Source organism: Sulfurimonas sediminis, assembly GCF_014905115.1.
Taxonomy (GTDB): Bacteria; Campylobacterota; Campylobacteria; order Campylobacterales; family Sulfurimonadaceae; genus Sulfurimonas; species Sulfurimonas sediminis.
On the sequence record NZ_CP041235.1, the window covers coordinates 1727097 to 1747259 of the forward strand.

23 protein-coding genes are annotated in these 20163 nt (G+C 38.3%); 8 read left to right on the forward strand and 15 right to left on the reverse strand.

Going from position 1 to position 20163, the window contains the following annotated elements; genetic code table 11:
• Nucleotides 1–3: 3 nt before the first annotated feature.
• From FJR45_RS09290 to FJR45_RS09330, 9 genes are all read right to left on the reverse strand, one after another.
• The gene (locus FJR45_RS09290; RefSeq protein WP_193150281.1) at nucleotides 4–429 is read right to left on the reverse strand and encodes a hypothetical protein; all 426 of its coding nucleotides are present in this window, start codon (nucleotides 427–429) and stop codon (nucleotides 4–6) included.
• Nucleotides 426–1526 carry a 4Fe-4S dicluster domain-containing protein gene (locus tag FJR45_RS09295; protein WP_193150282.1) on the reverse strand — a complete coding sequence of 367 codons (1101 nt, stop codon included), beginning with the start codon at nucleotides 1524–1526 and terminating at the stop codon, nucleotides 426–428. Before FJR45_RS09295 ends, FJR45_RS09290 begins: the two co-directional genes overlap by 4 nt.
• Nucleotides 1523–2173 carry a TorD/DmsD family molecular chaperone gene (locus FJR45_RS09300; protein WP_193150283.1) on the reverse strand — a complete coding sequence of 217 codons (651 nt, stop codon included), beginning with the start codon at nucleotides 2171–2173 and terminating at the stop codon, nucleotides 1523–1525. Before FJR45_RS09300 ends, FJR45_RS09295 begins: the two co-directional genes overlap by 4 nt.
• A gap of 78 nt (nucleotides 2174–2251) precedes the next feature.
• A complete protein-coding gene (locus FJR45_RS09305) occupies nucleotides 2252–5527 on the reverse strand; it encodes a molybdopterin-dependent oxidoreductase (RefSeq protein ID WP_193150284.1) in 3276 nt (1091 codons plus the stop codon).
• Between the two features lie 13 nt (nucleotides 5528–5540).
• Nucleotides 5541–6464: an NrfD/PsrC family molybdoenzyme membrane anchor subunit gene (gene nrfD / locus FJR45_RS09310; protein WP_193150285.1), complete on the reverse strand. Its 924-nt coding sequence runs from the start codon at nucleotides 6462–6464 to the stop codon at nucleotides 5541–5543.
• Nucleotides 6464–7099 (reverse strand): 4Fe-4S dicluster domain-containing protein, encoded by a 636-nt coding sequence (locus FJR45_RS09315; RefSeq protein ID WP_193150286.1) that lies wholly within the window; start codon nucleotides 7097–7099, stop codon nucleotides 6464–6466. Before FJR45_RS09315 ends, nrfD begins: the two co-directional genes overlap by 1 nt.
• A gap of 263 nt (nucleotides 7100–7362) precedes the next feature.
• A complete protein-coding gene (gene hisD, locus FJR45_RS09320; RefSeq protein WP_193150287.1) occupies nucleotides 7363–8652 on the reverse strand; it encodes a histidinol dehydrogenase in 1290 nt (429 codons plus the stop codon).
• Nucleotides 8652–9086, reverse strand: coding sequence for a thioredoxin family protein (locus FJR45_RS09325; protein WP_193150288.1), 435 nt, complete (start codon nucleotides 9084–9086; stop codon nucleotides 8652–8654). The genes hisD and FJR45_RS09325 overlap by 1 nt, the downstream gene beginning before the upstream one ends.
• Nucleotides 9079–9594: a shikimate kinase gene (locus FJR45_RS09330; RefSeq protein ID WP_193150289.1), complete on the reverse strand. Its 516-nt coding sequence runs from the start codon at nucleotides 9592–9594 to the stop codon at nucleotides 9079–9081. Before FJR45_RS09330 ends, FJR45_RS09325 begins: the two co-directional genes overlap by 8 nt.
• A gap of 110 nt (nucleotides 9595–9704) precedes the next feature.
• Between FJR45_RS09330 and FJR45_RS09335 the strand changes: the two genes are divergently transcribed.
• The 7 genes from FJR45_RS09335 to crcB are packed head-to-tail and all read left to right on the forward strand — an operon-like array spanning nucleotide 9705 to nucleotide 14728.
• The gene (locus FJR45_RS09335; protein WP_193150290.1) at nucleotides 9705–11015 is read left to right on the forward strand and encodes a S41 family peptidase; all 1311 of its coding nucleotides are present in this window, start codon (nucleotides 9705–9707) and stop codon (nucleotides 11013–11015) included.
• A 5-nt stretch (nucleotides 11016–11020) separates the two neighbouring features.
• Entirely contained in the window at nucleotides 11021–11734 is a 714-nt protein-coding gene (gene purC, locus FJR45_RS09340; RefSeq protein WP_193150291.1) for a phosphoribosylaminoimidazolesuccinocarboxamide synthase, read from the forward strand.
• 3 nt (nucleotides 11735–11737) lie between these two features.
• On the forward strand, nucleotides 11738–11977 hold the full coding sequence (gene purS / locus FJR45_RS09345) for a phosphoribosylformylglycinamidine synthase subunit PurS (RefSeq protein ID WP_193150292.1): 240 nt from the start codon (nucleotides 11738–11740) through the stop codon (nucleotides 11975–11977).
• Entirely contained in the window at nucleotides 11977–12651 is a 675-nt protein-coding gene (gene purQ / locus FJR45_RS09350) for a phosphoribosylformylglycinamidine synthase I (protein ID WP_193150293.1), read from the forward strand. The genes purS and purQ overlap by 1 nt, the downstream gene beginning before the upstream one ends.
• Nucleotides 12648–13694 carry a hypothetical protein gene (locus FJR45_RS09355; RefSeq protein ID WP_193150294.1) on the forward strand — a complete coding sequence of 349 codons (1047 nt, stop codon included), beginning with the start codon at nucleotides 12648–12650 and terminating at the stop codon, nucleotides 13692–13694. The genes purQ and FJR45_RS09355 overlap by 4 nt, the downstream gene beginning before the upstream one ends.
• Complete coding sequence (locus FJR45_RS09360) at nucleotides 13672–14370, forward strand: lysophospholipid acyltransferase family protein (RefSeq protein WP_193150295.1); 699 nt, start codon at nucleotides 13672–13674, stop codon at nucleotides 14368–14370. The genes FJR45_RS09355 and FJR45_RS09360 overlap by 23 nt, the downstream gene beginning before the upstream one ends.
• Nucleotides 14339–14728 carry a fluoride efflux transporter CrcB gene (crcB, locus tag FJR45_RS09365; protein WP_151899813.1) on the forward strand — a complete coding sequence of 130 codons (390 nt, stop codon included), beginning with the start codon at nucleotides 14339–14341 and terminating at the stop codon, nucleotides 14726–14728. The genes FJR45_RS09360 and crcB overlap by 32 nt, the downstream gene beginning before the upstream one ends.
• Here crcB and FJR45_RS09370 read toward each other — a convergent pair.
• Both FJR45_RS09370 and FJR45_RS09375 read right to left on the reverse strand, forming a co-directional pair.
• Entirely contained in the window at nucleotides 14718–15290 is a 573-nt protein-coding gene (locus tag FJR45_RS09370; RefSeq protein ID WP_193150296.1) for an ATP-binding cassette domain-containing protein, read from the reverse strand. The two genes, crcB and FJR45_RS09370, sit on opposite strands and share 11 nt — an antisense overlap.
• A 3-nt stretch (nucleotides 15291–15293) precedes the next feature.
• The gene (locus FJR45_RS09375) at nucleotides 15294–15989 is read right to left on the reverse strand and encodes a dUTP diphosphatase (protein ID WP_193150297.1); all 696 of its coding nucleotides are present in this window, start codon (nucleotides 15987–15989) and stop codon (nucleotides 15294–15296) included.
• A gap of 81 nt (nucleotides 15990–16070) precedes the next feature.
• On the opposite strand from FJR45_RS09375, the gene FJR45_RS09380 reads away from it, so the two are divergent.
• The gene (locus FJR45_RS09380) at nucleotides 16071–16244 is read left to right on the forward strand and encodes a uracil-DNA glycosylase (RefSeq protein WP_193150298.1); all 174 of its coding nucleotides are present in this window, start codon (nucleotides 16071–16073) and stop codon (nucleotides 16242–16244) included.
• Here FJR45_RS09380 and FJR45_RS09385 read toward each other — a convergent pair.
• From FJR45_RS09385 to ovoA, 4 genes are read right to left on the reverse strand one after another with little or no spacing between them, the layout of a single operon-like run.
• A complete protein-coding gene (locus tag FJR45_RS09385; RefSeq protein ID WP_193150299.1) occupies nucleotides 16219–16644 on the reverse strand; it encodes a PNPOx family protein in 426 nt (141 codons plus the stop codon). The two genes, FJR45_RS09380 and FJR45_RS09385, sit on opposite strands and share 26 nt — an antisense overlap.
• Nucleotides 16644–16865 carry a hypothetical protein gene (locus FJR45_RS09390; RefSeq protein ID WP_193150300.1) on the reverse strand — a complete coding sequence of 74 codons (222 nt, stop codon included), beginning with the start codon at nucleotides 16863–16865 and terminating at the stop codon, nucleotides 16644–16646. The genes FJR45_RS09385 and FJR45_RS09390 overlap by 1 nt, the downstream gene beginning before the upstream one ends.
• Nucleotides 16858–18057, reverse strand: a complete 1200-nt coding sequence (locus FJR45_RS09395; RefSeq protein WP_193150301.1) for a pyridoxal phosphate-dependent aminotransferase — start codon at nucleotides 18055–18057, stop codon at nucleotides 16858–16860. The genes FJR45_RS09390 and FJR45_RS09395 overlap by 8 nt, the downstream gene beginning before the upstream one ends.
• The gene (gene ovoA, locus FJR45_RS09400) at nucleotides 18042–20141 is read right to left on the reverse strand and encodes a 5-histidylcysteine sulfoxide synthase (protein ID WP_347402228.1); all 2100 of its coding nucleotides are present in this window, start codon (nucleotides 20139–20141) and stop codon (nucleotides 18042–18044) included. Before ovoA ends, FJR45_RS09395 begins: the two co-directional genes overlap by 16 nt.
• Nucleotides 20142–20163 lie beyond the last annotated feature (22 nt).

Sequence of the window (20163 nt, forward strand, 5' to 3'; positions counted from 1 at the left end):
TTCCTATCTTATATATTTTTCAAATATTTCTTTTGCTAAAGCTTCGCCAAGCAATGTATTGTTTTTCTCAAGATACGTTCCAATCAGTCGCTCACCGTCTCTTAGAACAAAATCACACTTGTTATACACCTGTACAAATTCATCTGCTTCGTCCAACAGTTCTACTGCACTCTCCTGGTATTCCTTTGCTATATATGCTCCGTTGACATGGGATTTTTTCATATTTGAAAGTGTATAATAAAAGTCATCTTCACGTATATTCATCGGTATCATCATGGCATCGGCATTATTTGCTTTTATCTCTTTGTTGAGTAAAACAAACAGTCTGTTTGGACTGGCATGTTCAGCAATAAGCCCAAAGAGTTTTGTCTCTTTTTTAATCCCGTCATCCGCATTCATTGTCTCGACTTCTGCCATTCTTTCACTCATTGTATCCCCCATAGTTCTTTTGCTTCTTCTTCTTCAATCCGGCATCTGTTACAGATTTTCTCTCCACCCTGATAGGCAAAAAAGTTCCCGCATTCATCACATCTTTTAATGTCAAAACGCACCAAAGTCTCAATTTTCGGTTCAAAAAAAGTGCTGAGCGAAAATGTTTTTCTCAGCGTTAAAGAATTTGGTTCACAAACATCATGACAGCTGTGACACTGTACACAGGCAAGCGGATTAAAATCAATTTTACTGCCTCTGTGATCTGAGCTTAGAGCACCGGTTGGACAGATTCTATAACACATCTGACAATTGGTACATGTAATCTCATCCAGATCCTTTTGTGAAATAAATGAGATGTCCTCTACCGAAATCGTATGATACATTTCGGGCACTTTGGCACGCTTCATAGCCATAAGCAGCAGGCTTCGCCTGTCCGGTATAGTCTTCTCTTTTATTTTCATGATATCTTTTGCTGTAACTGTATGTCTCTTTACGTTCGTATCACTCGCATCAACTTCATTTTGCAGTTGCTGTTTGATAGATATTGCAGTTTTAACACCCTCTTTTGAGAGCAGTTTGCGCCGGCTTAAAGTATCACTTTCTTTTTTTATTTCAAAATTCAATGCTGCAACACTCAGGCTTTTTTCCTGTTGCATCGCTTCAAGCAGGAAATTCACCTCCTCTGCTCTGTTGTTTATAACAGCAAGATTTGTTTTTGCTATTTCACACTCGCCACAGGGTCCCACATCCAGAGTGATTTTTTCTGCAGATATCAATGCAAGACTCAACAACTCTTCAACACTCAATGAGGCTATACAGGGAAAATTTTCATCTTTACATGTAAGCACACTCTTTTCATCTTCCAAAAACTGGAAAATATAATTCATTGGGTTAAAATCATCCAGTGTATATGCCGCAGTAGGGCAAACCGCATCACAGCCTCCACAGCCTACACATTCACTCGGTGTGAAGGAGATTGTAGAGTTTTCCAGATGAATTGTTTGGACAGGGCATGCAGTTACACATTTGTCACATATTGCAAACTTGTTTGAAGTATGCACACATTTGCTGACATCTAAAGTTAAAAGGCTCATGCTTGGTGATTGTATCCGCTGTTTTTTAATTCTGTGAGGTATTCAAAGTCACTCATAAGGAACTCCAAAGCCAAATCAGCCGCATCAAAATAAAAAGCTGTGCCTGCCTCACTTTTCACATTGAGCAAATACATTGGTGCCCACTCTAAAATATGGTCTCGCATAAAACCGTACTGAATTTGTGCAATCTCCTGTGCCACTTTGGAATTACCCTCTTCAAGTGCCTTTAGCTCTGCTCTGCAGAGTTCATACATAAATTCCAGCTCAATCGCTATATGATCTGCCGCCATAACACGTGCCTTGTCAAGCTGTACATTAAATTCAAAAGCATTAAAAATAGCTTGTACAGGGTTGTCTCCACCTGTTTCAAGCATCTGGTCATCTCTCGTGTAAAACGATTCATACGGAATAAGATGCAGTAGGAAAAGGTTAGTAAAATCAACATTCAAATATCTTTCTATCAAATCTTTTGAATCAAGCTCTTTTCTTTTTTTCCATTCTTTGAATGTTGGAAAAAAAGAGAGCATATTTTCGTCTTCTTCTATTGATTTTAATAGCCCTTCATCAATTTCACTCATCATAATTCTTGAGATAAGTGCATACAAATTTATTCTTGCAGTCTGCTCTTGTTTTAAATCATTATTCATTAAAAATGTGCCTTTTGGAAATTTTCTTATAACAGAAGTATAGTAAAGCCACACTTGAAGTGGGCTTTAACTTTGTTGTTAAACGTCTTTAATATTGAACTCGTAAGCCTTCTGGCTTGGTTTTACCGGACGTTTAATATGATATGGACGGCGTAGTTTGTCTGCCGCAGTCAACGGACGAGTCAATTGATCTCTCCATGCCTGATAGACTTTAAAGTTGTTTTCATAGTTAACTTTAATATCACCTATCTTGTCATCAGCACCTGCTTTGGTGATGATAACTTTTTGGTGCCAGCCATGATTTCCTGCAATAGGATCCGGATGACAAGGCGCTACAGCATTCTGCCATGCACCACTGAGACCATCCCACCAGATATTATCAAGATCTTTATTGTACTCTTTAAACTGCCATGCCTCATGTGGTTTGATACCCTCAGTCGGTTTCATTGTTCCGACTTTTCCGTCATCAGTCATTTCATACTTAGGAGAACCTAAGCTCATAATGCCTAACTGGTGCTCAAAACCTGGAATAGCTACAGAGTCTTTGAGTTTCCAACGACCGGCATGGTGTGAACATGCAAGAACACCAGGACGTGTTGCTTCAGTTGGTACAGCCATTGCAATAAAATAACCGCTTTTGATACCCGTAAGCGTATCCTGAATTTGAACCTTAATCGCATCACCACGTTTAATACCGAGTTTTTCGGCATCTTTTGTATAAATCCAGACAGGATTATGGTTTTGTGAAATCTCCATCAAGTGTTTGGAGTTCACAGAACGCGTGTGAATATTGTATGGCAGACGATAAATCGTATTTAATGCAAACTCATTATCCGCTTTCATGTGTTTGTGGTGTACCTGTGTTACAAGGTGTACCATTTTATCACTCTCTGCATCATTTCTTGGGTAGATTGGAATTGCATATTCCGGCCATTTCCACTCTTCTGCCAGCCACTCAGAGAAGAACTCAAGTTTTTTACTTAATGAATGAAAGCCTTCACGCAATTTTCCATCAGTTTCAATACCGATAGATTTTTTGAAATTACCGTCTTTTACCCATAATGCACCAAACTCATCTTTAGTTACTTCGTCTTTAGAATATTTATGACCGTGTGCATGGTAATATGTTCCATCAAATTCAAGTTCTTCTTCCTGAGGCTTATATACATCAGTTTTTTCTGTCCAGGCACCATGATCTCTCATATAGCTGTACACAGGAAACTCTTCTTTTGCATACAGTTTTGTCGCTTCGGCTTTTAATTTCGGTAAAAGACTCATCGCCGCATCAAAATACTCTGGAACAGTTACCGCACGAGACGGATCTTTTTTACTTGCCCAGTATTTTCTGATTCCCAATGAACCATCCGGATCTACATAATCTACGATTAGATTTGGCCAGAATTCACTCTCTTCCCATACTTCACCCAGACCAAATTTCATATGTGCTTCAAGTGTAGCACGTTCCGGTCTTTTTGCTTTCCACCCTGATTTTTCAGCAGCTACACGAAGAACAGCCTGACGGAACTCTATACGCTGTTCCGGTTTTGAAGGTGTTGACTGTTGATCATTTCTTTCACCCGCCAGTCCAACAGGCAGTACATAATCACAGTACCAGTTTGTTTCAGACCAGGTAGGAGACAGGTTAAATGACAATTCAAACTTATCTTCACGCTTGAGTGCTTCTATCCATCTGAATCCATCCGGATTAATCCATAAAGGATTGTGCATTCTTGGAATATAAACAGCCATAGACTTAGGAATCTTCAACCCACGTTTTGTCCATTTTTCATGCCACGCGTCATCCATCATGATTTGTGGCATCATATAACCCATTTCGTATGTTGAAATAGGATACTCCGGCGGCCATGCAATTTCATTCCATGCATCAGTTTTTTCAGGATGCTTCCCTGCAACTGTGGCTTTGTCACCTTTTCCTGCAACTGAAATTTCATGCCAGTGGTGCATACCCACTCCACCGATATCTCCACGCATAGCGCCAACAAAAACAAGAGGCAGGAAACCTGCACGTGTATTCATCCAGCCACCACGGTGACCAATCGGTCCTGCACGCCATAAATATGTAGCAACTTTAGCTCCTGCAGGTACAAACATTTCCCACAGTTCATCTAACTTATACTCCATGCCTTCAAGTTTACACTCTTTTGCAACAAACTCTTTTGTATACGGAGCATACAACTCTTTTGCCACTTCAATAAAAGACTCGTAACTGTCGTCTTTTGGCATTTTCGAAATATAACCATAACCAATCATCTTTTGAAGATAATCTTTGTTGGCCATCAGTCTGTCCCAGTTAACCCACTCTTTTACAAATTCATGATTGACAATATCCGAACCGTCTTTTTTCTTTTCATTTAAAATACGATTTGTCAAGTATAAGTAAAGCGCAGCTTCTGTTCCCGGCCAACATGGAATCCATAAATCTGCCATACCTGCAGAGTTACTCATTCTAGGGTCAATAACAACCATTTTTGCACCGCGTTTACGCGCTTCTGCAATCAAACCTGCTGATTGCTGGAAATAGTGACCTGCATCTGCCGCATGTGATGATTGTAAAAATATCAGATCTGCATTTGCCCAGTCTGGTGAGTTTCTGTCATCATTCGCCCATTGGATAGTTCCCTGACGGGCTCCTGCTGAACAGATATTTGTATGTGAATTGTATCCGTCAATCCCTAAAGACTGTGGTACACGCGGACCAAAACCATTTTCATTTGGACGACCGACATGATACATGATAGATTTTTTAGAAATCTCATCACCTTTTGCAAGTGTGTCATGCATTTTCTTACCAATGGCAGCCATCGCTTCATCCCAAGTGACACGAACCCACTTTCCTTCACCACGCTTGGAACCCGGCGCACGTTTAATAGGAAACGGAATACGATCCGGATCATACATTTGAGAAGTTACAGCATACCCTTTGGCACAGTTTCTACCGCGAGAACCTGTATGTAACGGATTACCCATATATTTTCTTACCGTCATAGTATCTTTGTTAACCCATGCAGTCAGACCACAACCTGCTTCACAGTTTGAACAAACTGTAGGAACGATTGTATAATTGTTTACCTGGATACCGTCAGGATTTTCAGCACTTCTTACACCATGGCGCTCAATACCGCCACGTTTCCAGTCATCTCCGTCAAGCTCCGCAAAATTGTCCCACTCTGATTGGTCAGGATAAAAAGAAATTGTATCAGGGGTGTTTGTAAACTTACTTTGGCTAACAGATTCGGCAATTGCATCTGTTGCAAATACCCCTTTAGCTATGGCTACACCAGCTACGCTGAATGCAGCACCTTTTAAAAATGTTCTTCTACTTTGTAAATACATTTATACTTTCTCCTTAACTCATTGGTAATAATTGTGGAATAACTAGCCAAACATGTTTAACTACCCACAGACCTACGATAGCCAAAATAGCTGCGAGGTTTAAAAGACTGCTACTATTACTCACTCGTGAAAGCGCAACCAGTATCATTGGTAAGATATATGCAACCCACTGTCCAATCCAGAACATTGTAGCATACTCACCATCGCCTTTAACATAGCCTAAGATAGCTGCAACTTCTTCAGCTTTCATAGCACCGAAAATGTACTCTGACATGTAAATGATAAATGCCATTAAGGCACTTAATCCTAAAATCGCTCCAAAGAAATTTTTTGTCTCATCGCTTAATTTAGAGCCGCCGAGAAGGATAATTGCCGCAGAACCGGAAAGTGTTGCTGCTAAAATCATTTGTGCTGATTCTGTCGGCATTTGCCATAATTCTCGTGCTGTTGCTTCAGCCATAATACCGGCAGTATAAAGTGTTACAGGAATTGCTAAAAGCGTCACCCAAAAAAGTGTTTTATCAAAGAACACAGTAGGTTGCTTTGTTAATAAACATTTTTCTTTTCTTATCATTACTGCAATCATAACAAATTCTAAACCTACGAACAGAGTTGCCATCCAGGCACCGACTGTAATTGCTGATGTCCAGTGAGGATAAAAGAATATATGCCACATTCTCCACATTTGGTGCAGATCCAACCATGTGAAAACCAGGAAAATATTCATAAAGATAAAAGAAGTAATCATAACAGGCGTTCTCAGTCCGTTCATTTCACTCGGATTTTTCTTCAATAAAAGAAAAAGCATAAATACCAGACCGGTACCGATACTTTTTGCCCACATATTCATTGTTACATACCAACCCCAGAATATATCAGGAATTGCAACATCTAGAGTTACTACAGCATTTGTTGCTGCTAAAGTTTCATGTACCATTAGTGATGCCCCCCTAGTGGAAGTGTTGTAATATTGTTAAACAGGTTATACCCTTCTTCTCTTCTTGATGCAAGAGGATTAAGACTCGCTTGTCCTGCTCCGACATAATAATGATGAGGATTTGTTCCCTTTTCAGGTTTACGAACCTGTACATCTCTGTGATCTTGAATATATCTTGAAATATTTGATGCAGGATCTTCCAAATCACCAAAAATATTTGCTTCTACCGGACAGGCAACCACACAGGCCGGCATCATCGACGATGCAATACGGTGTGCACAGTAGGTACACTTATCAGCAGTCTGCGTTTCAGGATCAATGTATATTGCACCGTACGGACAGGCCATAACACAACCGGCACAGCCGATACATCTCTCTTTGTCAATGTTTACAATACCATTGTCAATATAGTGAAGAGCCGATACCGGACAAATTCTTTCACATGGTGCATTTTCACAATGATTACATCTAAGAGGGGTGAATGTTCTCTTAGTTTCAGGGAAAGTTCCCACATCTACATATTTAACACGAAGTCTCCATGTACTCAGTGGAACTTCATTCTCCACTTTACATGCGATCTCACAACCTTTACAACCCATACACAGGTGTAAATCAACTAGGAAACCTAATTGCATATATTCTCCTTTGGCCTTCAGTGGCTTTTTTTAAGATTTATAACTACGACTTATTAACACTAAAAGAAGCCCTTATGCACGGCATTTCAGGCTTTTTTTACTGTAGATATATTAACGCATGAACCTTAAAGAAGTAATAAAAGAGTGATATATTTTTGATAATTTTTTCAGTATGGGTATATCGGGGAAATTAATATTTCAAAGATTTATATTAGTTATAAAATAAAATTTTATAACTAATATATTATAATCAGACTGCTTATTTATTTTAGGCGAACACGAACAGACTGTTCATGAGCGGTTAATCCTTCTGTATTTGCAATCAAAGCACACTCTTCTCCAATCTCATTGATAGCATTTTTACTAAATGAAATAATAGAACTTTTTTTCATAAAATTTTCAACACCAAGCGGTGAATAAAATTTTGCTGTACCCCCCGTAGGAAGCGTGTGGTTTGGTCCTGCAACATAGTCGCCTATAGCCTCAGGTGTGTTGTGTCCCAAGAATATTGCTCCGGCATGCTTGATATACGGCAAAAGTTCAAAAGGGCTCATCGTAGCGACTTCAAGATGTTCGGGTGCTATTTTGTTCATCAAATCAACCGCTTCATCCATATCTTTTGTCACGATGATTGCGCCTCTTTCTTCTATAGATTTTCGGGCTATCTCTTGGCGTGGAAGTTTTGTAAGCCATATTTCAATTTCGTCTTTTACAGCATCAGCCAGTTTTTGTGAAGGTGTAATCAAAATAGAACTTGCCATTTCGTCATGTTCTGCCTGAGAAAGCAAATCTATAGCCAGATGGTTGGCATTGGCACTCTCATCTGCCAAAATACCTATTTCACTCGGCCCGGCTATCATGTCAATATTGACTTCGCCGAAAACCATTTTTTTAGCCGTTGCCACAAAAATATTTCCAGGCCCTGTAATAACATCCACTTTCGGAATTGTCTCGGTTCCATACGCCATTGCCGCGATAGCACTTGCTCCACCCACTTTGTAGACCTCACGCACACCGCAAAGATGACAGGCAGCGAGCAAAAGCTCATTTGGTTCATTATCCGGTGTCGGCGTACAGATAACAATGTTTTCAACACCCGCAACCTGAGCAGGAATAACGTTCATAAGCAAAGATGAAGGGTAGGCTGCTTTTCCTCCGGGAATATAAAGCCCCGCGCTCTCAACCGGAGTCACCTGCTGTCCTAAAATCGTTCCGTTTGCTTCTGTATCAAACCATGATTTCGGTTTTTGCTTTTCATGATATGCTTTTATTCTGTCATAGGCAAGATGCAGGGCATCTTTAAGCTTTTTGTCAATATTTTCATAGGCTTTTTGCATAGATGCTGTCGTTATTTTTAAGTCTGCATCATTTTTTGGTGTCCAGTTGTCAAACTTGCTGATATGTGATCGCAAAGCCAGGTTTTTATCTGTTTTGATATCTTCGATAATATCACCTACTATGCCACTTACATGGGCAATATCCATCTTTCCGCGCGCTAAAAGCTCTTCAAACTTTCCGTCAAAATCATTATCAGTCGATTTTACAAATATCATTACTTCTTCACTCTCTTTTGGTTTGTATTAAATTCTTTTTGCACTATCTCTAATGCCTGTAAAAACACATCTTTTTTTGCATATCCTAAAAGTGGCTGAAACATGGGGTCACCGTTTGGTAACAAAAACCATATTCCCGGAAGCCCCGGAGTATTTTGTGCCAGGACAGCCGGAATATAATCTCTTTTGTCCGTCCATGAACGTACAGCAATAAAATTTTTATTTATCTTCTGCACAACTTTTTCATCTTTAAGTGTTGTTTTATCAAGGAGCAGACAATATTTACAAGAGTGACTTGAAATAATAAAAAGCACAGGCTTATGCTCTTTTTGTGCCTGAGCCATCCCCTCTTGATAATCTTTTGCCCAGTGTATCTCATCAGCCATCAAAGATGTTGTAAGTACAAATGCCAGTACCAATAATAATTTACCCATGTTTTTTTACCTTTTTTAAGAGTTCTTTTGCACATTCCTGTGCTGATTTTTCAGTCACATCTATGATGATATCTGCCAACTTCAGATACTGAGGTCGTCGTTCATCATAAAGTTTTTTTGCTTTTTTCAAATCAGCAAGCAACGGTCTTTTTTTCAACTTTCTTTTTGCATTGGGGTGTTCTTTTAATCGTTTAATGATAGCATCAAAAGGAGAATCCAATAAAACAATTGTACCTATTTTTTGTAAATTAGTCTGCTTATAAAAACCGCCGCCTGTAGAAATGAGTGTATCATGCACACTTGTTTCCAGCCATTTTGCAACCCGTTTTTCCAGTTTTCTAAAATACTCTTCACCGTTTTCTTCAAATATCTTTTTAATTTTTCTGTTTTCCATACTTTCTATAATGTCGTCAGTGTCTATCGTCATATACGAAGAATATTTGAGCGCTTCACGCGCTATGCTTCCTTTGCCTACACCCATGAAACCTATCAGTACAATGTTTTTCATTTGATATCCCATACAAATTTAAAATGATTTTATCATATTTAGCATAAAAGTTTTCCATTTATCAACTGTTGGTATAATATCTTCTTTAAAAAATCAACAGTAGGTTTATTATGAAAAACAAAAAGTTTATCACTCTAGGGTTTGCATCGGTTGCGACATCAATAGCGCTTATGTTTTCTTCTTCTTTATTTGCAGAAAGTTCCATAAAAGATGCACAGGCTTCTAGACTTCAGGCTTTGGAAAAATTCACAAAAGTCATCAGCATAGTACAACAATATGATGTTGATGATGTGACGATAGAAGAACTTATAGACAAAGCCCTTGACGGTATGATGAAAAATCTTGATGCCCATTCAAATTATCTGACAGAAAAAGATTACAAACGCCTAAAAGTACAAACAGAAGGTGAATTTGGCGGTCTGGGAATTACTGTTGGCATGAAAGACGGTGCACTCACAGTTATCTCTCCTATTGACGGAACACCGGCAGACAAAGCAGGGCTTAAAGCAGGTGATATAATTTTAAAAATTGATGACAAGTCAACCATCGGCATGACTATAGATGAAGCGGTATCCCTTATGCGGGGAAAAGTCGGAGAACCTATTGATTTACTGATAGTCAGAGAGGGAGAACTCAAGCCTCTTTCTATCCATATTGTCCGTGATATCATCAAAATAGAATCTGTACATGCAAAAGTAATTAATAATGATATTTTATACATACGCGTTGCCAGTTTTGACAAAAAAGTTGTAGAAGATGTTACGAAAGAGATAAACAAACGCAAAGCCTCCACGAAGGGTATTATTTTAGACTTAAGAAACAATCCCGGCGGATTACTCGACCAGGCAGTAGGTTTGGTTGACTCTTTTGTCGACAGCGGAGTGATAGTTTCCCAAAAAGGAAGACGAAAAATTGAAAACAAAACCTACAGCGCTCATGCGTCAAACACTCTCACAAAGGTTCCTTTGGTTGTTTTAGTCAATGGGGGAAGTGCCAGTGCCAGTGAGATTGTAAGTGGTGCACTGCAAGACCACAAACGCGCTGTGCTCGTAGGAGAAAATACTTTTGGAAAAGGAAGTGTACAGGTTGTCCTGCCTATTACAAAAACTGAAGCGATAAAACTCACAATAGCAAGATACTATCTCCCAAGTGGAAGAACTATTCAAGCCGTAGGTGTGAAGCCTGACGTAGTCGTTACTCCAGGTGAGCTTAAAACACATAAAAACGAATTTGCCATAAAAGAAGCTGACCTGAAAAAACACCTGCAAGAAGAACTTGAAAAAGTTGACGGAAAAAAAGAAGAGACTAAAGAAGATAAAAAAGATAAAAAAGATATAATTACGCCAGAAATGCTCAACAAAGACATTCAACTCAAAGAAGCCGTTGACATCATAAAAGCTCTTGTAATAATGAAAGGATAAAAAACGTGGAAAAAAAAGAATTACTTTACGAAGGTAAAGCAAAAAAACTATACGCGACAGAAGATGAGAATTTAGTCATTTCTGAATTTAAAGATGACTTAACAGCATTTAATGGCGAAAAAAAATCCAGCGAAGTCGGAAAAGGAGCACTGAACAATAAAATTTCTACAGAATTGTTCAAACTCTTAGAAAAAAATGGTATTCCTACCCATTTTGTGAAAATGCTCGATGATAATCATATGCTTCATAAAAAAGTTGATGTTATTCTCATAGAGGTCATTGTTCGCAATATTGCAACAGGAAGTCTTACTCGTAATCTTGGTATTGAAGACGGTACAGTTCTACCTTTTACTCTTGTAGAGTTTGACTACAAAAATGATGAGCTTGGTGATCCTAAACTCAATGACCAGCATGCACTGATTCTTGGACTGGTTGATTTTCAGGATGAGCTTGACAAACTTCGCCGTATGGCTCGACAGGTAAATGATATTTTAAAGCCTTATTTTGCCCAAAAAGGTTTAAATCTAGTCGATTTTAAACTTGAATTTGGAAAAGACAAAGAGGGAAATATCATTCTCATTGATGAAATTTCACCGGACAACTGCCGTTTTTGGGATATGAAAAGTGGTGAAAAAATGGATAAAGACAGATTCCGTCAAGGACTTGGTGGCGTTACAGTAGCTTACGAGCAAGTATTAAACAGAATATTAGGAAAGTAATAAATGAAAGCAATAGTAAATGTATTTTTAAAAGCAGGCGTATTGGACTCACAGGGAAAAGCTGTACACCATGCCCTTAACTCTCTACAATTTAGCAATGTTGAAGATGTTCGTGTAGGCAAACAGATCATACTCAAACTGAATGAAACAGACAAAGAAAAAGCAATGTCTGATGTGACAAAAATGTGTGAAGATCTTTTGGCAAACACCGTAATTGAAGACTATACTATAGAGCTTGTATAATGAAAGTTTCTATTTTACAATTTCCGGGAACGAACTGTGAATATGATACACAGTATGCTTTTGAAAAACTTGGTGCACAGACACAGATAGTATGGCACAAATCTACAACAATACCCGAAGACACCGATTTGCTTGTAGTAGCAGGAGGATTTTCCTATGGTGATTATCTCAGAAGCGGCGCTATTGCGAAATTCAGCCCTGTTATGTCTGCGGTAAAAGAGTATGCAGACAATGGCGGCAAAATTTTAGGTATCTGTAACGGTTTTCAGGTTTTGACAGAAGCGAGACTTCTTCCCGGCGCACTGAAGCGTAACGAAGGATTGCACTTTATTTCAAAACATCATTACCTAAAAGTAGAAAATAATGACAATGTGTTTTTAGAAAAACTAAACACTGGAGATATTGTAAATATTCCAATTGCTCACCATGATGGAAATTACTATATTGATGATGAAGGTTTGGCAGAGCTTGAATCTAATGGACAGATTCTTCTCAAATACACCGATGCAAATGGCGAAATACAAAATCCCAACGGAAGTGTTGCCGGCATTGCAGGTGTTTGCAATAAAGAAAAGAATATTTTTGGCCTTATGCCACATCCAGAACGCGCTATGGAATCTCTCTTGGGAAGCGATGACGGAATAAAAATGCTAGAAGGATTTTTAGCGTCGTGATCAAAGCACTTTTAATTGCTCTCATTTTCATCACATCACTTTTTGCAAATAAAGTGATTTATCTCAGCTATGATGAAATTCCGACAAGAGTTATTAAAGGTGAAATATTTCCCGTAACATACAAAACACTCTCAACAGTAAAAAACTTTGATGATGTTTTGTATGAGTTTTCAAATCATCAAGGTGTCAAAATCCTTGATGAAGCACCCCAGAGAGTGCAAAAAGGAAAGTATTATTTTGATACTTTCCATATGCAGGCAACACAAAAGCAGGCAAAACTGCCCGATATTGAAGCTTTTTTAATGGCACCCCATGATTACAACTCTACAACACTACAAGGTCTAAACCTTAATGTAATTACACTCAATCCCGGGGAAAACTTCTCCAATGTCATAGCAAATAGTTTTACTATTCAAGAGTATAAAACAACGGTCTATGACGATACACACAACATTGTTATATTTGTTGCCTCGGCACAAAATGCTGATCTGAATGAAATCCGTTTTAAACATGTATACAAGCAGGGGCTTGAATCAATCTCCGGTAATTATAAGGAAGGGAAGATTATATATTTTGTTATTATTGACAAAAAAATAGAAAATTTTTCTTTTTCCTATTTTAATTTGCTTAAAAATGATTATGCTTTAGTCACAATCCCGATTATAGTCAATGATGACAGTGTTACCACACAAAGTGACTTGCGACCGCGAGACCAGTCACATGATACAATCAAGATGTATACAGCAGCTGCTGTGGCATTCCTAGGTTTTATTTTAGTTCTTGTGCGTCGTAAATATTTCTATCTGATTTTTATTGTCATACCATTAATTTACATAATTTATCTGGCAATACCCCAGAAAAAAGTATGTATCAAAGAGGGAACACCTCTTTATCTGCTGCCGGTAGAGAACTCTACTGTATTTGAAACAACACAAACACAATACCATTTAACAAAAGAAGGACAGGTGCGAAACTTTATAAAAGTAAAACTGAAAAACAATAAAATAGGCTGGGTGAAAAATGAAGATACTTGCTCATATTAGTTGGGCTTATGCCACGTTCATTATCTTTACAGGGCTGACTTTTTCCATAATTTTATATCCGATTTTACCTCGTCCCTATGCAAGAAAAGCAGTAGCATGGTTTATCAGACTCACTACATTTTTCTCTACAACAGTCAAAGGAAAAGAGGATCCCGATGCACAGATGTTTTTAGTAAACCACCAAAGTGATTTGGATATCGGTATTTTGGAGACTGTTACAAATAAAGATATAACATGGGTTGCAAAAAAGTCTCTTTTTGATGTACCGTTTTTTGGTTTGGCAATGAGTATGCCGGAAGATATAGAAGTAGAAAGAGAAAGCAAAACATCTTTAATCAAACTGCTTCGTGCTGCCAAAGACAGGCTGAAGAAGAAAAGAGTCATTACAATGTTTCCCGAAGGCACACGTTCAAAAGGCAGCAAAATGCTCCCTTTTAAATCAGGAGCCAAAGTCATAGCAGATCAATACAAACTCAAAGTGCAGCCAATAGTTCTCGTAGAGACTGCAAAATGCTATGATTTGAAGCGTTTTTATTATGTTCCCCGAAATATAAAAGTAGTTTTTTTAGACTCTTTTGTCGCTGATAAAAATGATCCGGACTGGTTAAACAGACTAAGACAAAAAATGCAAAAGGTGTATGATGATGAGTTGGCAGACAATACTCGCAATAGGTAGCGGCGGATTTATCGGAGCAGTATTGCGCTCCTACATTAATGGGCTGATTTCCCACAGAGTACCACATGAACTCCCCTTTGGTACACTTGGAGTCAACCTTATAGGAAGTTTTATTATGGGTGCTCTTTTGGCATACTTCATGTATTCAACTTTTTTAACACCCCATATGAAATCTTTTCTCTCAACAGGAATTTTAGGCGCATTGACCACCTATTCCACTTTTGCCATTGAAAGTTTTTTGCTTTTAGAGGGAGGAAGTATCGCGCTTGGGCTTTTAAATATGGCACTGAATGTTTTTGGAACAGTATTTATGGCGGGAAGCGGATACTACCTTATCAACCATTTTTTCAAATCCTGATAACCTCATCTGCACACCAGGATGCCAAGTCCATGTCATGGGTAATCAAAAGCATTCCCATTGAGTCGAGATTTTTTATAAGCATTTTCATCACTTCAAGCTGAATCACATTATCAAGTGCCGATGTCGGTTCATCCAGTAACAGAAGTTGCGGTTGCATAAGCATAGCTCTTATGATAGATGCACGCTGAAGCTGTCCGCCTGAGAGTTCATGCGGCAGTTTTAAAAGCAGATCATACTCAAAACTCATATTTTCCATCAAACTGTTGAGATTATCCAAGGACGCCACATCTTTTATTTGGTGTAATAATGTATAGCTCGGATGAAAGGAACTGTAAGGGTCTTGAAAAATTTCAGATACCCTTGAGACTTTAATCGTACCGTTTTGTGGTTTGAGATTTCCAAGTATAAGTTCAAAAAGTGTACTTTTACCGGCTCCGCTCTCTCCGACTATAGCCTTTAACTCTCCCTGTTTTAAACGCAGTGAAAAGTTTTCAAAAAGGGGTTTTTTCTTTGTATAGCCAAAGCTTAGATTTTTTATCTCTAAAACAGTATTTTGCAAAAATCAGCTCTCACTTTCTGCAGGATAGGCCTGTTCAAGTTTTTTATACAGCTCATCAGGCGTCACATCAGCGTGCTCTTCCCATATTCTTTTCATTACAACGTTATCTTCTTCACCCTTCCATATTTTTATATAACTGCCCTCTTTGTATCCGTGATCCTGACGGAACTGGTTAAGTATGTTTTTTCCTACATAAAGACGATAAAGCGTCTCTAGATTCAGACCGCTCATACTGACCAAATCAAAAAATTCTGATACCAGCTCTTCTAAATCAATGCTCTCTTTTGAGACAGCAATGCGTATAAGATTTTCAATTTTCTGCATCACATCCTCCTGCGATGCAAATGCTGCAGCATCGGATTCTATACCACTGAGTGCTTTCAAAGCTGATATGTCTATCGCTATATCTTCGATGCCGCCTTTTAAATTTTTACTGTACTCTTCTATTGCCAGGCTCATAATAAAATGCCAGACATCTATAACTTCAATCTGGTGATTTTGCCAGTCAGGCTCGACATCTATACTTTTCCAATGCTTCCAGCCAAAACTGTCCACCATCTCTGCGCACTCCATATATATACAGCGTTTCCAGTTAATAGACTTGCCGTTTTTTGTTATGCCTTTTGTCCACTCTTCACCATTGGTTGCATCGTTGAGCTGATTTTGCAGTTGCAGCATCAAAAAAATTTTATTATTCATCTGTTTCCTTTTAATCTGGAAGAAATTTATTTCTTTATTTTATCTAATATGCTAGAATTAGTTACTTAAAAAGAGAGATTTATGAAAAGAATTAATTGTAGAAAATGTGAATATTATTATGTAACATGGGAGGCATCAAAACCACATGGATGCAAAGCGTACGGATTTAAATCCGTACAGATTCCCTCTATGGTGGTTTTAAACAGCAGTGGGGCTGAATGTTCTTTGTTTAAAGAAAAACAGGTTCGTAAATAGTCTTTTTCCCAAAACCCAATTTATTTTCAGTTAATTTAAAATAGCTCACTTTAATCTGCCAAAGTTTTGGCATCATAGCCAAAGCATAGGGAAAGTGCTTAAAATAGAGTTTTTTTAAAGAGCTCTCCTGCAGCTCCTGCATCTCTCCTTGAAACTGCAAACCCTCAATTTTTCCGACTTCTTGTGTCTCCAGTAAAATATTGCCTGCAATTTTTGGATTTTGTAAAATATGCTTTACATGTAAAGTATCTTCACTACTTGCTACAACAAAAGAGAACTTCTCTGCATCATAAGCATAAAAAAGGCTACAAGCACTCACTTGTTTACCATTACATGTAGCTAGACTCATAACATGATGTTTCTCTATAAAAGTAGTAATTTTTTTCAGCTCTTGGCTCATTAGTGTCTCAATATGAAATTTTCTAGCTTTTGCGCATCTGTAATCTTACGCTTGTCTAGCATCATTTTGGCAGTTTCATCATTACTCAACATCTCAAAAACTTCAAAAACATTGCTGATATTATAATAACTTTTTATAAAGTCTAAAAGTATTTCAAAGTTATCTTGTTTTGTTGTATATTTTTTATGCTCTTTATATTCCGCCCAATTTATCTCAGCCAATCTCTCTCCTTTGCAATGCCCTCTCAAGGCGCTGAACTATCTCTCTCATTTTAGCAGAGCTTACAGCAAAATTCAAGCGCATATAGCCACTCCCTTCCCTGCCAAAACTGATACCTGCGTTAAGTCCGAGCTTTGCTTCATTGATAAAAAAGGCTCGTAGTTCTTTGTCTTTTATGCCCATTCCACGACAATCTAACCATGCCAAATAGGTTGCTTCAATCGGTGTAACTTTTATATATTTTGAATACTTTTTGGCAATTTCATTAAGCATCAAATAATTGTAATACAAATGTATTTTAAGTGCTTCTAACCACTCTTTTGCCTCTCTATAAGCAGTCTCAAATGCCACATGAGACAAAACACACCCTTGTGCAAAATGTACTTTTTCATATGCCTTTTTAAACTGCTTACGTAACTCTTCATTTGCAATAGCCACCGTGCTCATGGCAAATCCGGCCATATTAAATGTTTTTCCAACACCCAGCGCCGTTACTGTAATATCTTTCGCTCTTTCATCCAAAGAGGCAAAAACAGTATGCTTAAATGGTTTATAAACTAAATCAGAATGTATCTCATCTGCAAAAACAACAATATTATGTTCTATACAAACTTCTAAAATCTCTTTGAGTTCCTTTTTTTTCCATACTCTGCCTACCGGATTATGAGGAGAGCACAAGAGTAACAGTTTTGTATTTTCATCAATTTTTGCTTTAAAATCTTCAATATCAAAGCTATATTCCCCGTATTTGTCTACATGTAAAGAGTTTTTTATCAACTTTCGGTTGAGTTGTAATACACTGTGGAAAAAAGGAGGATAGACAGGTGTTTGCACTATAACCCCATCGCCCTCTTTTGTAAAGGCTTCTATTGCTGTATGCATTGATGCTACAACTGAATGTGAATACAACATATCGTCTAAATAAAACTCCATACCATGCTCATGTTTCACCCAATCAATTTGTGCTTGGTAAGCGGATGCAGGTACTTCTTCATAACCGATTATGGGATGCTGCAGCCTTTTTTTAACAGCATCCAAAACACATGATGGGGTATCTATATCCATATCAGCTACCCAGACAGGTAAAACATCATCCGTTCCAAAAAGCTGTTTTCTCAGCACATACTTTTCTGCATTGGTGCCTTCACGCTCACTGGCTGTTTCAAAACTGTACTTCTTCAACGCTTTTTCCATACACTCACCTGTGAAACAGTATGTTGGTATTTTCTGGCTGTCTCTTTTATGACAAACTCCAAATCTTCTACATGTAAAAGCTCAAATTTATCATGAAGAATATCTTTGAGCCGCTCTATTGTTCTGACTGCATTGCCGTTTTCGTCTTTGTATCCGCCAAGCCAAAACTCTTTTTTTGTAGAGCTTTCCTGCCATGTATAGGGAGAGGTAAGCATCAGTATACCGTCTGCATTGAGTCTTTTGTCTACCGTGTCCAAAAAGAGTCTTGGGTTGTAGAGTCTGTCTATCAGGTTCGTCGCCATTATCAAATCATACGCGGTGAAACTGGGCTTCAGGTTACAGGCATCTCCCTGCCAAAAAGAGACTTTTTGCGCAAGTTCTTCATATCCCAAATCCTGCAGAGTCACTTTTTTATTGATGCTGAGTTCACCCTCTTCTTTACATGTAAACGCGACATAGCCTGCTTCTTGTAATTTGGAACCGACCTGAATGAAACGTACAGAAAAATCTATACCCTCAACTCTGTCAAATCTCTTTGCAAGCTCGAAACTGGCTCTTCCTGTTGCGCAGCCTAAATCCAGTGCTTTTGTTGTGTTTATTGCATATTTTGCAGCAATTTTTGCACAGGCTATGGCAAAATTTTCAACACCAAAATGCGTGTCACCATACTGAAATTCACAATACTGCGAAACAAGTTCATCACTCTCATAGACATCACCACTCTCATCTTTGCTGTTTTGTGTAATAACATAGCGAAAACCGGCATTTTGAAAAAAGTGTTTTCTAAATGCATACCGAGAATGTTTCATGATTAGATTTCCACTGCTGGCCCATGAAGAACCAAGTATCAAAGCATGCTTGTCATCAAAAGTAGGTACGGAAAAGTCGTCATAGGCCGCATGCACTTCAAAACCTTTAAAAGGGCGTATCGGTGTTCTGCTCCACTGCCATACATTTCCTATAACATCATAAATCCCGTTAAAACCGAATTCATCAACAGGACAGGAGGAAGCATAATGATAAAAATTGATATTTGCACGACTCTCATGCAGGGCAGGAACATCTTTAAGATTCGCTCTCTTGTATATCAATTCATATTCTGCCTCACTTGGAAGGAGGTACTCTTTGTTCTCTTTTTTACTTTTGTATCTGCAAAATGCTTCGGCCTCAAGAGCATTCACATCCACAGGCCAATCTTGCGGCATATCTATAATCTTGCTCAGGGCTCTGTACTTAAAAACTCCATTTTCTTTGACCCAAAAATGGGGATGCTTTGCATTTGATTTTTGTAAAAACGCCAACCCTTCTTCGTCCCAGTACTCTTTTGTTTCATACCCGCCGTCATTGACAAACTCCATAAATTCGCCATTGCTGACAAGGAATTGAGAAACCTGAAAATCTTTAACAACTTCTTCATAGCTGCCATATTCATTATCCCATCCATACAGATGATGATTCTTGGATTTTCCCAGAGCAACTCTGTCACCTCTGACTGTTACCATCTCATTTTGAGGCGCCTCTGCAGAGTGTGTACAGATATTGAATTCAGGGACATCTTTGATATACTCCAGAGGCATTTGACGATGCAGCACCAAAGATGTCTCTATGTGAATACGCTCATGCTCTATCCCCATCAGTATAATCCACATAGCAGAATCCTCTCGAATCGGCAGTGTAAAATCCAGGCGCATAATCAACTCATCCACAAGTTTGCGTACAGCATTTCGATAATTTCTTACTGCTGAGACTTCAGGCCATCTGTAGCGTGACTCTTCCAGATCATCCCAGCGCATTTCATCCACACCTACAGCGAACAGAGACTCAAATTCAGGATTTATTCTTTCATAAATTATTTGCATACTCATGAGTCTGTTTACAAAAAAAGTCGCTGTATGTCCAAAATAAAATATCATCGGATGACGGGTCGGTTCGCTCTTCTTGTAAAATACAGACTCATCTTGCAGCAATTCAAAAACTTTTTCAAACAGATCAAAGGTATTATGGAAGTAATCACGTATCTCTTTACGTTTTTGTTCAATACTTTGACCCTCAAGTGTAACCGGGTACATACTTATCTTACTCAATATTTTTCCTCTTTTTAGTTAT